The following is a 13,155-nucleotide window of genomic DNA, read 5'->3' on the forward strand; positions in this document are numbered from 1 at the left end:
AAGCCGAGATCTCAGCCGTAGCGAATGTTGGCATCCTTGAGGCGTTGAATTGCTTCGCGCATTCGCTCATCAGGAATAGTTAGGGCAATCCGAAAAAAGCCTTCTCCAGCGGCACCATAACCGTTACCTGGCGGCACAAGAATGCCACATTTGTCAAGTAGTAGTGTTACAAATTCTGTTGAGGTATACCCTGGAGGAACAGGTACCCAAACGTAAAGAGTCGCTTGCGGAGGCTGAATTGGCCAACCCAGCGATTGTAGTCCTTTGACAATGATGTCTCGGCGATTTTGGTACACAGAAATTACAGATTGGAGTTCTGCATCATCAGTAGAATAAGCTGCGATCGCACATGCTTGAATGGCCTTAAATACCCCAGAATCGACATTACTTTTGACCTGTGCCAAGCCTTTAATACCAATTTCATTTCCTACTACAAAACCAATCCTCCAGCCCGTCATATTGTACGACTTAGACAGACTGTGAAACTCGATCGCTACATCCTTGGCACCTGGAACCTGTAGTACACTAGGCGGTTTATAGCCGTCGTATGCCATTTCTGAGTAAGCATTGTCATGACACAGCAAAATATTGTACTGCTTGCAGAAAGCTACCAATTCCTCAAAAAATTCTAGTGTCGCTAGTGCCCCTGTAGGATTATTAGGATAGTTAATCCACAACAGTTTTGCTTTCCGGGCAACCTCTTCAGGAATTGCATTCAGGTCAGGTAAAAATTGATTTTCTGCCTTTAGCGGCATGGTAAAAGGTTCACCACCTGCAAATATCGTCGAAGTCCGATAAACAGGGTAACCAGGATCTGGTATGAGCGTATAATCTCCAGCTTCTACAAAGGCTAAGAAAGTATTGTGAATCGCTTCCTTAGAACCAATAGAAGAAACAACCTCTGTATTTGGATTCAACCCAGCTACTCCAAACCGACGTTCCATCCACTTCGCTGCTGCCTCTCGGAATTCTTGAGTACCTTGATAAGGTGGATAGTTGTGGGTAGAGGCGTCATTTATCGCCTCATGCATTACCTGGAGTATATGAGTTGGAGTTGGTTTATCTGGATCGCCCACCGCCAAATTAATAATATCAACTCCCTTGGCTACCAGTTCATTCCCTTTGCGGTTAATCTCAGCGAACAGATAGGGAGGAATTTTTTCTAGGCGTTTAGCGAATTGCATGGTGACTTGTTACTAATGCAAATGTTGATGCTCATTAGCACAGTTTACGCCACAGGAGGGAACGAAATATTCAACTTGCAGAAAAATACCTACGATGGCTCAGCCTAGTTATCAGTGCTGTGATCTTGCCAAGACTATGTTAATAATCCTTAAGTTATATAACTCTAGATAGAGATAAAAGTTGCTATGTTAAGTAATAGTTTATTACTATCCTAAGCTTGGAACTAACTTAATTCGTCCAGCATCCATCTCTGCCATTAATAATTCTAAAGCTTCGTAATCAACATCAGATATGTAACCCAATTGTGTCAATTCTAAATTGATTTCATTTTCAATTTCAGGAGTTAACTTTTTAATATCAAGCGCTTTTTCTACCAATTGACGAATAGCGTGTCTAGTTCTCATAAAAGATCAGCCAATTTGTATTTGCTATTAATTATCCAAGATATAGTTTGGTATAAAAAGTGATCCAAACACCCATGTATTAGTGATCTAGATCACAATTACCTGTAAAATGATTATTCCCTGTAGAACTCAACATTTGCCGCTGTCAAGCATATAATCTAGGGAATTTTACCTAATAGCTAACCTTAGTTTAAATCAGACTGAACTTCAGGTAAAGTAGCTCTCTCCGCATAGCTACGGTTGTTGATTTTGCTTTTTGGTCTTGCTATGTTGATTGTTTTTTAACTGCTCGAAAAAAAATGTATGTATATATACATTTTAAATGGTATTTATGACAATCTTTAAACAGAGGTACAAAAGCGATAAAGATTCAGCAAAGAAACCTAATACAAATGGTCGATGTTCCGAAAAAAAGTTTATGTTCAAATAAATCTAAGCTTTACGGTTCAATAACTTTAATTAGGATTTCATTATGCAAGCGGTACTTAAATGTCCAAAAATTACAGTTATTCGTCCCCAAGGTTGCCTAAATGCCGCCAACGCTTTGGAATTTGAACGGGATCTGACTACAGCGTTGGCACAAGATGATACTTCTATCTTGTTAGTGGATTTAGCGGCAATAGAATCCTTAGACAGCGCAGGTTTAATGGCATTAGTATCTGCACTCAAGCTAGCTGGGAGTTTAGGACGAAGTTTAAGGCTGTGCTCTGTTTCTGCGTCAATTAGAATTATTTTTGAATTGACACAACTTGATAAGGTATTTGAGATTGTTTAAAGTAACTCAGAATAGCAGCATAAACTGATGCAGGCGAGGAATGCTGCTATATAGTAGGGTCGGAACAAATAAATATGTAACAGAATTGTAAGTTGCCGCAAACAATTCTGTGGAAAGACCTAATCAATGCTATGGTTGGAGGTGAGTAGCTGTAATTAAGTGAGCTAGAAGATAGCACAGTGGCTGTTGCAGTTGAAAAATTAATCACATCGGATATTTTAAAGCCAGCGCGTTACCTAGGTAATGAGCGCTTAGCAGTACAAAAACCTTGGGAAACAGCAACAATACGCTGGGTATTAACCTATCCAGAAGTATATGAAGTTGGGTCATCCAACCTAGGGCATATCATTCTCTATAACATTCTGAACGCCCAGCCGCGGCAGTTATGCGATCGCGCTTACCTACCTGGACCAGACTTGTCAGCCAAACTACGCCAAACAAATACACCTTTGTTTGCAGTAGAATCTAAACGCTGGCTGACAGAATTCGATATTTTAGGCTTTAGTCTCAGTTATGAACTGGGAGTAACCAATATTCTAGAAATGTTGGATTTGGCAGGTATACCCTTAACATGGCAAGAACGGACAGAGGGTAATTACCCCTTAATTTTTGCTGGAGGACAAACGGCAACCTCAAATCCTGAACCTTACACTGACTTCTTCGACTTTGTAGCCCTGGGAGATGGTGAAGAACTATTGCCAGAAATTGGCTTGGTTTTGGAAGAAGGGAAACAAGCAGGATTTAACCGGAAACAATTGCTGCTGGACTTGGCACAGATACCTGGGGTATATGTTCCCCAGTTTTATCAAATGGTAGAGGATGGTTCAGTTCATCCTTTAGTTCCAGATGTACCGAAACGAATTTTGCGCCGAGTAGCTACACCCATCCCAGCTTATTCCATTGGGCTAGTTCCCTATGTAGAGACAGTACACGATCGCTTGACAATCGAAATTCGGCGTGGTTGCACTCGTGGTTGTCGCTTCTGTCAACCAGGAATGCTGACTCGGCCAGCAAGGGATGTAGCACCAGAAAAGGTAGTAGAAGCAATTGAAGCGGGAATGCGGGCAACTGGTTACAATGAGTTTTCCTTGCTATCCCTGAGTTGTTCAGATTATTTATCCCTCCCAGCAGTAGGGATGGAAATTAAAAATCGTTTAAAAAATGAAAATATTACCCTGTCTCTCCCTAGCCAACGGGTAGACAGATTTGATGAAAATATTGCTAATATCCTTGGTGGTACAAGGCAAGGAGGGCTGACTTTTGCCCCAGAAGCTGGAACCCAGCGAATGCGGGACATTGTTAATAAGGGACTCACTAATGAAGAACTGCTACGGGGTGTAAAAACAGCCTGGGAGAAAGGTTGGGATAAAATCAAGTTGTATTTTATGATTGGCTTACCTGGTGAAACAGATGCCGATGTTGTAGGCATTGCAGAAACGGTAAGCTGGTTACAGCGAGAGTGCCAGACAAAAGGCAGAAGGCCTCTAAACTTTAATTTGACAATTTCTAACTTTACTCCCAAGCCCCACACACCCTTCCAATGGCACTCGGTTTCTACATCTGAATTTGAGCGGAAGCAAAAGCTGCTCAGGCAAGAATTTCGCCGGATAAAAGGAGTAAAGCTGAATTTTACTGATATCCGCATTTCAGCAATGGAAGACTTTATAGGTAGAGGCGATCGCAGTTTAGGGAAGGTAGTACGCCGTGCTTGGGAGTTGGGTGCAGGCATGGATTCTTGGTATGAAAGTGTAGATAAAGCGTTTGCAGCTTGGGGGTCTGCCATCGCTGAAGCCGGTTTAGATTGGAAATACCGTCAAGTAGAAAAGGGTGAATGGAATCTGTTTCATCAAGAAGATACGGAGACACGGGAGCACAGGGACACGGAGGAGTATATCCCTGCGTCCCCGCATCTGTCCGTATCCCTATCTTCTGACACCGCCCTTGATACTCCCTTACCTTGGGACCACATTGATACGGGAATTGACAAAAACTGGCTGAAGCAAGATTTACAACGTGCTCTAGAAGCAGCAATAGTACCAGACTGCTCTTTTGATGGTTGTTCTCATTGTGGTGTCTGTGGTGTAGATTTTGGACATAATATCGTCATCGAGCCGCCTACTGTTCCAGAATTCGCTGGTGAATTTGTCCCTAATACAAACAAAGTGCAACGCTTGCGTGTCTGGTTTGGTAAACAGGGAAACATGGCTTTGGTCAGCCATTTAGATTTGCTCCGTTTATTTGACAGAGTGATGCGCCGAGCAGGCTTGCCAGTGGCTTTTACTGGTGGGTTTCATCCAACTCCGCGGATTTCCGTAGCTAATGCATTAGCTTTGGGCGCTACTAGCAAGGGTGAAATAGTTGATTTTGAGTTAACTCAGGCAGTGGACATGGAAACTTTCCGAGGACATCTAGTTCGGGAGTTGCCCACAGACATCCCTATATATGATGTTGTTGAATTGGATTTGAAAGCTCCAGCCGCTAGCCAAGCGATTGTGGCAGCAGAATATTTAATTACTGTGTCAGCAATTGGGACAGCAGCACCTGCACAATGGCAAAACTGGATCGAGCAAATTCAATCTAAAGACGAAATTAGATGGGAGCAAATCACCAAGTCAGGTAAAAGCCAATTGGTAAATCTGCGCGATCGCTTGTTTGAACTTGAATTAGTCACAACCAACGATACTCAAGCCGATTCAACAGCTATCCTGCGTTATGTGGGTAGCTGTCGTCCTGATGGTGTACTATTGCGTCCTGAACAAATTCTGTTTATGCTAGAAATAGTAGCTGGCTTAGAGTTTAATCTCTCGCATATCCAGCGCAATCGGCTAGTTTTGGGTATATAATCCATCAAAGGCAGCTTGCTAGTAGTTGCCTTGATGGAACACATCGTGGAAATTGATTTTTGGTAAGGTTGCGTTAGAATGAGATGAAGAGAAATTTTCTGGCGCTGCATTGATTCAGCTGGTTCACTACCCTGTCAGGGGGAAAAGCAAAGATATTTGAGTGCAACTTCTAGGATTTTATCCCAGATAAACTGAGGCAGGTTAAAGAACACACTCTCTCTGTAGCTACCTAGTGAATTAGTAACTTACAACAGGCTCCGTCGGCAACTCTTCCTCTATGCTTTTAAAACAACTGCTGAATACCTAATTCCTATATGGTGAAGGTATAGCATCAAAAATCAACCATAGATGGTTGGTTCAATTGTTTAAACATATGCAGCCTTTCTAGAATCATCAGGCGTCTCAACGCTTTTTTCAGCATCAATAGCTCTTTAACTCTGAGCTTAGATTCACAATTATGATTACCAGCCGCACTTTTGGGGTTCGCAGGGGAGACAGGCACAATAAACCTCCTTTACCCATCGGTGCCGCCAATTTTTGAGGGAATTGAATGCCAAAGCAAATTATCATCGCGGAACAGCATCAGATTGCTGCTGTCTTTTCTGAAGATCAAATACAAGAACTTGTTGTAGCCACAGGTCATCACCAGATTGGTGATATCTACTTAGGTGTAGTAGAAAATGTCTTACCTGGTATAGATGCAGCTTTTGTCAATATTGGCGACCCAGAGCGCAACGGTTTTATTCATGTGACTGACTTAGGTCCCTTAAAGCTCAAACGCACAGCAGCAGCAATTACTGAATTATTAGCACCACAGCAAAAAGTTTTGGTGCAAGTGATGAAAGAGCCAACAGGGACAAAAGGACCAAGGCTGACAGGTAACATTACTATGCCGGGACGCTATGTTGTACTCATGCCCTATGGCAGGGGTGTGAATTTGTCTCGGCGGATTAAAAGTGAAAGTGAACGTAATCGCTTGCGCGCACTGGCAATTTTAATCAAACCCGCAGGGATGGGTTTACTGGTGCGTACCGAAGCGGAAGGAAAGCCAGAAGAAGCAATTATCGAAGATCTAGAAGTATTGCAAAGGCAATGGGAAGCAATTCAACAGGAAGCCCACTCCACTCGTGCCCCAGCATTACTCAATCGAGATGATGATTTTATTCAGCGCGTGTTGCGAGATATGTACGGCGCGGATGTAAATCGAATTGTTGTTGATTCAAGTACTGGTTTGAAACGGGTAAAACAGTATTTGCAAAACTGGAGTGGAGGTCAAACACCGCAGGGATTGTTAATTGACCATCATCGCGATCGCTCTCCAATTTTAGAATACTTCCGCATCAATGCCGCCATTCGAGAAGCCCTGAAACCAAGGGTAGACTTACCTTCTGGAGGCTACATCATCATTGAGCCTACTGAAGCATTAACAGTTATAGATGTTAACTCCGGCTCATTTACACGGTCGGCAACAGCGAGAGAGACAGTGCTGTGGACAAACTGTGAAGCTGCTACAGAAATTGCTCGTCAGATGCGTCTACGGAATATTGCTGGGGTAATCGTTGTAGATTTCATTGATATGGAATCGCGTCGCGATCAACTGCAAGTTCTGGAGCACTTTAACAAAGCACTGAAAGCCGACAAAGCTCGTCCTCAAATTGCTCAACTCACCGAGCTGGGTTTGGTAGAACTTACCCGTAAGCGTCAAGGTCAAAATATATACGAATTATTTGGTGAAACTTGCCCTACCTGCGGTGGTTTAGGACATACAGTGCGTCTGCCTGGAGAAACTGAAAGTAGATTGCCAACAATACCAGCAGAAATTCCTGAGCGTTTTGTATCTCTGCCTCATAGAGAAACACGAGAAACACGAGAACCACGAGAACCGCGTCTGCCATCTGCCCGCACTCCGGAGCCACGGGAAAGCTACGATGGATTTGGGGAATCATTCGATACAGAGTCCGACTTGGGCGCCCTGAATCTCATGAATCATCCCAGCTATCAAGAACTTAGCGATCATAACAAGCGTCGTACCCGTACCCGCCGTAGTCGGATTGGCATTGGTGGGCCAAATGGCAAAGATGAATCTCGGGTTGTTAACAATCCGCTAACTTTTGGCAACGAGCCAGATTTGGATATTGATGCTGATACTGAACTAGCTACAACACCAGAGATACCCGCGCCTAGCCTGAACAAACAAGGGTGGAGTGAAAGAGGAGAGCGAACTAAAGTTACCAAAGCAGAACCAGTCAAACCAGTGGTAGAACCACCGGAGATTAGGACTGTAGAAATGACACTAGAGGAGCAGGATGTTTTTGCTTTAATGGGGGTTTCTCCCTTAGTGAAGCTAGAACGAGAAGTTAAAAATCCCAAATCTGTGATTATTAATATTATTCAACCTGGCCAACTTCCGTCTTTGCCTAGTGAATCGACTTTAGATGCAACTGCCTCCGAGAGAACCAGCAGCGAAGTTAGTGTGGTCAAACTACCTACACCACAACTTGATTTAGAGCAGAAATCTTCACCTCAACCAGTAATTGAACAACCAGGATTCACAGCGATCGCGGATGAAAATGAAGCCAATAGCGCCTCTAGTGCCAGTCGTCGCCGTCGTCGGCGCTCTTCTGCGGTAGACGGAAGTACATCTACCATAGAAGACAGTTAACTTTAATCATGATGGAGACAGAGCAAACTGCCGCAGATATTTGGTCGCTTCAACCCCAAAGCGGACTCAATTGGCTGGAGTTGTCTGCCTTATCAGGAACTTCAGGAATGGCGGGTGTAGATGAAGTGGGACGAGGTGCTCTGTTTGGCCCTGTGGTTGCGGCAGCAGTCATACTACCAGCTCGAGCTTGGCCAGAACTGGTAGCGGCTAAAATTCAAGATAGTAAAAAGCTATCTAGTTCTCGCAGAACGCAACTAGCACAACAAATTTGTGCATTAGCAATAGATTGGAAGATTGGCTTCGCTTCCACTGCTGAAATCGATCGAATAAATATTTTGCAGGCAACACTGTTGGCAATGAAGCGGGCTGTGCTAAAACTGAAGGTACAGCCTGCACTCTGCTTAATTGATGGTAATCAGTCGATCAAAGACTTGTTACTACCGCAACAAACAATAGTTAAAGGAGACGAGCGATCGCTAAATATTGCTTCAGCTAGTATTGTGGCTAAGGTTTGGCGGGATGAGCTAGTGCTGCGCCTAGCATCAAAGTATCCAATGTACGATATTACGCGTAACAAGGGTTATGGTAGCCAAAAGCATTTACTAGCACTGCAAGAATACGGACCCTCACCTCTGCACCGCAAGTCTTTTCATCCTTGCCAAATTAAATGCTGAAGAGCCACTGAGTTCTTCGGCTTTCATGGCTTAGAAATTGTCTCAGGGAGGTTAGATTTCGCCCAAGCCTTGATTAATCTATTAAAAGATATTACTAGCAACCGTAATATTTGATTTTGGATTTTAGATAGAGATTGTATCTGTCGCTATCGTTTTTCACATTGATATTACTTGATGCTAAACCATCAAAGAATTACTCTATATTCAAGATTGGCAACTCTACACTGTCATCATTAAGCCCTTGTTCTGTTGTTTGGATGATTACCCAACGGCGATAATCTGCTAAGAGTTGATGTAACAGCCTTTGCTTGACTGTCAATAGTACACTCTTGAGTAAACCATTACCAGTAGCCTCTAAAATTGGTTTGGGAGTGAAGGAAAATGGCGGTGGTAGCTCCACTTGTACTTCTAAATCGGCTTTACCTTGCAGGCGAGTCCCTGTGCTGTGTAGAGATGGTGATAAATTCCCTTTCAAATTTAGAGCAAAACGTTGATTGATATACTCGAAACCTAAAATTTCACAACCTACAGATTGCAAATTTATAGTTCCATTAGATTCTGCCCAAACTCTCATGTCTACAGTTGGTTGAATACTCAGTGACATAAAACTTAGAGGACGCATTTTCAATCGAAATACTTCCTCAGAAAGTTGCTGAATGCGATTAGTATCAACCAAAGCATTAACTAGACGTTGAGGCTGACGCAAGTAGTGCTGAATGGGAATAGGCTGTTTAGGAACAGCTATTTCCACCGATTGAGAGGCCGTAAACCGGATAGGCATGAGTAAATAAATATGTATGTTGTTTAATTTTAATATTTTTTTAAAAATTAAATTTACTTGCATAAAAATTTAAATTTTTTGAATTATAAAAATTATTGTTGCTCATAAACTATCGCTAATGAGCAAAAACTTGATAATCTCATTACTATCTTTAGTTAGAAAAATTTTTAATTACTAATTAAAACTATTTATTGACAAGAGATAAATAATATGTACACAAATAGGTACTGCCAAATAGTAAAATGATTCATCAATCCTGCGAAAGATTTAGCAACAGTTTACAAGCAATCTATATGCAGAAAACTGCTTTTCGCAGCGCGTAATTTGCCCACAGCAAAAACTATAACTCTGTAACTTTTCTTTCTAAATCAAAATCGTACCTAAAAGCTAAAGCCATGACATTATCGATCGCACATTTAGGCCCCCCTGGCACTTATACAGAGCAAGCAGCCGTTTTTTATGTTAATTGGCTGAAGCAAACCACAGGCATTGAAGCTACTTTATGCCCTTATCCTAGTATTGCCCAATCACTCCAAGCCGTTGCCCAAGGACAGACTCAGTTGGCGGTTGTGCCTGTAGAAAATTCTCTTGAAGGCAGTGTCACCATGACAATGGACACGCTGTGGGTGTTAGATAGTTTGCGAATTCAGTTAGCTTTGGTTTTACCAATCACCCATACTCTAATTTCCTGTGCAATCAGTTTAGATAGCATTACCACTGTTTATTCACATCCTCAAGCTTTAGCACAATGTCAAGGATGGTTAGAGCGGTATCTTCCTACTGTGCAGCTGATTTCTATAAATTCTACAACCGAAGCATTGCAGTTTCTCAAACAAGACATTACATCTGCTGCGATCGCATCTATTAGAGCAGCTGAACTCTACAACCTACCTACACTAGCTATTGGTATAAATGATCATCCAGAAAACTGCACCCGCTTTTGGGTAGTAAGTCAAGCTCAGGCAGAAAATTCACACCACACATCTTCGACAAATAGTACTCATACATCTCTGGCTTTCAGTTTACCTGCGAATCTACCTGGCGCACTTGTCAAACCCTTGCAGATATTTGCACAACTAGAGATTAACCTCAGTAGAATTGAATCTCGTCCGACAAAGCGCTCTCTAGGAGAATATTTATTTTTCATGGATCTAGAAGCAGATGCCACTACAATAAAAATGAAATCTGCTTTGGCAGAACTAAAAACTTACACAGAAATATTAAAAATTTTTGGCAGCTATAATATTCTAACGATCACAGTTTAACAGTCAGTTGACTATTAAACTATAACTTCTGATTAAATGTGTCTTTGAGAACGGTACGGGCTGCCAAGTGATTTCGTGTAGAAGTCAAAATTTCTGATTCCCGTTCTAGACGAGCGGCAGTATCTCGCATTTCCAATAATGACTGCTGCTCTGCGGCAACACCATAAAGGTTACTTGCTACCCAATAGGATAGCTCTGTGGGTAAATCAGGTACATCTTCTGGCAGTTCAATATTTTGTTCAGTTAACTTAGCTGAAAGACGCACAACATCTCGCAACAGTTGTTCCACTTCCGAAGCTAAAGGCCGCAAATCTTTTGTTGGTGACTGGTCTTCAATCCACTCAACTAAGGCAACGCGGTAAGGTTTTTCACGAATGTACTCTAGAACACGAAATCTTTGCTGTCCTAAAGTTAGCATCTTCATCCGGTCATCTGGCAACCGCTGATAATGAATAATCTCTGCACAACAACCAACGTTTGCAATAGTGCCTTTAACTGGATCGACCATCAAAACACCAAACCTGCGATCGCTTTCTAGAATCGTATTCATCATGATTCTGTAGCGAAATTCAAATATGTGCAGGGGTAATGGTCTGCTAGGAAAAAGAACTACATCAGGTAACGGGAACAGAGGTAGTTCGCGAACTGCAATTCTAGAAGAGGATGTCATAGTTACTTAGGTATACATTTAATCTTTAAGATTTAAAATTCTCTGTTTCTCCCGTAATTTGTTTACATTCTATCATTTGTTTTCTAGCTAATAAAAAGCCCTGAGGTAGATTCTTCAGGGCACTGTAAATCTTGATACTAATGAATGACATCTGCCCTTTGTCACTAGTCGTGTGTTTAGGTACTAATAACTAATGACTAATGACTTTAAAGTTTAACTTCGATGTCCACGCCTGATGGTAGATCTAACTTCATCAGTGCATCAATAGTTTTAGAAGAAGGTTGATAAATGTCAATAATCCGGCGATGGGTGCGAGTTTCAAAGTGTTCTCGGGAATCTTTATCTACGTGAGGCGATCGCAGCACACAATAAATCTTACGTTTTGTTGGTAAAGGAATCGGCCCTATAGCTGTGGCGTTAGTGCGGTTAGCTGTGTCTACAATCTTCTCGCAAGATGTATCCAATAAGCGACGGTCAAAAGCTTGTAAGCGAATTCTAATTTTCTGCTGCTGTAGAGTTGCCATCTTTAGTTTTCTAGGTTCTGGTTAATTTAAGAGAATGGATATTGAAGAACAGATGTTTCTTCAAGCAAGGGAAGAGAAAGGAGCAGAGACTTATTGTGCCATCTCTGCTCCTTTTTATTAGGACCAAAAAGTGCTATTTGAGGATTTTAGAAACAACACCAGCACCAATGGTACGACCACCTTCACGAATAGCAAAGCGCATTCCTTGCTCAATTGCGATCGGGTTGATCAATTCTACAGTCATCTTGATGCGATCGCCTGGCATGACCATTTCTGCATCACTGCCATCATCGGAGGTGAAGGCTTTAATAGTGCCAGTTACATCTGTTGTTCTTACATAAAACTGGGGACGATAGCCTGCAAAAAATGGGGTTTTCCGACCACCTTCTTTTTCCGTCAGAACGTACACTTCACCTTCAAATTGAGTGTGAGGTGTAATCGAACCGGGTTTAGCTAGCACCATACCCCGTTCAATATCAGCCTTTTGGATACCCCGTAGTAGTACACCTGCGTTATCCCCAGCCATACCTTCTTCGAGACTCTTCTTAAACATCTCGATACCAGTTACGGTGGTGTTACGGGTGTCTCTGATTCCTACGAGTTCGACCACATCACCGACCTTAACTTTACCCCGTTCAATCCGGCCAGTAGCAACAGTACCACGACCTGTGATGGAGAACACGTCTTCTACAGCCATCAAGAAGGGTTGGTCAACAGCCCGCTCTGGGGTTGGGATGTATGAATCTACAGCATCCATCAGTTCGTAGATTTTATCTACCCACTGATTTTCACCACGCTGAGTCTTAGGATTCTTGGTCATTGCTTCTAAAGCTTGTAGACCCGATCCTTTGATAATGGGGATATCGTCACCAGGAAAATCGTAACTGGAAAGTAGTTCTCGCAGTTCTAGTTCCACTAGCTCTAGGAGTTCTGGGTCATCCATCAAGTCTTCTTTATTCAAGAAGACAACCAAGCTGGGAACGCCTACCTGTTTTGCTAGCAGGATGTGTTCGCGGGTTTGGGGCATAGGACCATCAGTTGCAGCAACTACAAGAATGGCTCCATCCATCTGGGCTGCACCAGTGATCATGTTTTTCACATAGTCAGCGTGTCCTGGACAGTCTACGTGAGCATAGTGACGATTTTGGGTTTCATACTCAACGTGAGCAGTATTGATGGTAATACCCCGCGCCTTTTCTTCTGGTGCGTTGTCGATTTGGTCGTAGCCTTTAGCTACAGCTTGGCCCAAAGCCGCCAAGGTCATGGTGATAGCTGCTGTTAATGTTGTTTTACCGTGGTCAACGTGGCCAACAGTACCGATGTTAACGTGGGGTTTATTCCTTTCAAACTTTGCGCGTGCCATGAATGCTCG

Annotated in this window: 11 protein-coding genes; 5 read left to right on the forward strand and 6 right to left on the reverse strand. The window is 42.6% G+C overall.

Annotated features, from left to right (window positions below; all coding sequences use genetic code 11):
- Positions 1–11 precede the first annotated feature (11 nt).
- Both BV375_RS21470 and BV375_RS21475 read right to left on the reverse strand, forming a co-directional pair.
- Positions 12–1,184: a pyridoxal phosphate-dependent aminotransferase gene (locus tag BV375_RS21470; protein ID WP_086764030.1), complete on the reverse strand. Its 1,173-nt coding sequence runs from the start codon at positions 1,182–1,184 to the stop codon at positions 12–14.
- Between the two features lie 207 nt (positions 1,185–1,391).
- Positions 1,392–1,589 carry a hypothetical protein gene (locus tag BV375_RS21475; protein ID WP_086764032.1) on the reverse strand — a complete coding sequence of 66 codons (198 nt, stop codon included), beginning with the start codon at positions 1,587–1,589 and terminating at the stop codon, positions 1,392–1,394.
- Between the two features lie 472 nt (positions 1,590–2,061).
- Here BV375_RS21475 and BV375_RS21480 point away from each other — a divergent pair, with 472 nt between their 5' ends.
- From BV375_RS21480 to BV375_RS21495, 4 genes are all read left to right on the forward strand, one after another.
- Entirely contained in the window at positions 2,062–2,364 is a 303-nt protein-coding gene (locus BV375_RS21480) for an STAS domain-containing protein (RefSeq protein WP_086687992.1), read from the forward strand.
- Positions 2,365–2,543: 179 nt separating this feature from the next.
- On the forward strand, positions 2,544–5,207 hold the full coding sequence (locus tag BV375_RS21485) for a TIGR03960 family B12-binding radical SAM protein (RefSeq protein WP_086764034.1): 2,664 nt from the start codon (positions 2,544–2,546) through the stop codon (positions 5,205–5,207).
- A gap of 550 nt (positions 5,208–5,757) precedes the next feature.
- Positions 5,758–7,869, forward strand: coding sequence for an Rne/Rng family ribonuclease (locus BV375_RS21490; protein ID WP_086764036.1), 2,112 nt, complete (start codon positions 5,758–5,760; stop codon positions 7,867–7,869).
- A gap of 8 nt (positions 7,870–7,877) precedes the next feature.
- Positions 7,878–8,543 (forward strand): ribonuclease HII, encoded by a 666-nt coding sequence (locus BV375_RS21495; RefSeq protein WP_086764038.1) that lies wholly within the window; start codon positions 7,878–7,880, stop codon positions 8,541–8,543.
- 193 nt (positions 8,544–8,736) lie between these two features.
- On the opposite strand, the gene BV375_RS21500 is transcribed toward BV375_RS21495, so the two are convergent.
- Positions 8,737–9,324 carry a DUF1997 domain-containing protein gene (locus tag BV375_RS21500; RefSeq protein ID WP_086764075.1) on the reverse strand — a complete coding sequence of 196 codons (588 nt, stop codon included), beginning with the start codon at positions 9,322–9,324 and terminating at the stop codon, positions 8,737–8,739.
- Positions 9,325–9,719: 395 nt separating this feature from the next.
- Between BV375_RS21500 and pheA the strand changes: the two genes are divergently transcribed.
- Complete coding sequence (pheA, locus tag BV375_RS21505) at positions 9,720–10,589, forward strand: prephenate dehydratase (protein ID WP_086764040.1); 870 nt, start codon at positions 9,720–9,722, stop codon at positions 10,587–10,589.
- Between the two features lie 19 nt (positions 10,590–10,608).
- On the opposite strand, the gene BV375_RS21510 is transcribed toward pheA, so the two are convergent.
- From BV375_RS21510 to tuf, 3 genes are all read right to left on the reverse strand, one after another.
- On the reverse strand, positions 10,609–11,259 hold the full coding sequence (locus tag BV375_RS21510; RefSeq protein ID WP_086764042.1) for an LON peptidase substrate-binding domain-containing protein: 651 nt from the start codon (positions 11,257–11,259) through the stop codon (positions 10,609–10,611).
- Between the two features lie 206 nt (positions 11,260–11,465).
- Positions 11,466–11,783, reverse strand: a complete 318-nt coding sequence (rpsJ, locus tag BV375_RS21515; RefSeq protein ID WP_010998474.1) for a 30S ribosomal protein S10 — start codon at positions 11,781–11,783, stop codon at positions 11,466–11,468.
- 133 nt (positions 11,784–11,916) lie between these two features.
- Entirely contained in the window at positions 11,917–13,146 is a 1,230-nt protein-coding gene (gene tuf, locus BV375_RS21520; RefSeq protein ID WP_086764044.1) for an elongation factor Tu, read from the reverse strand.
- Between the last annotated feature and the right edge of the window lie 9 nt (positions 13,147–13,155).

Origin of the sequence: Nostoc sp. 106C (genome assembly GCF_002154725.1) — a bacterium.
In the GTDB taxonomy this organism is placed as follows: Bacteria; Cyanobacteriota; Cyanobacteriia; order Cyanobacteriales; family Nostocaceae; genus Aulosira.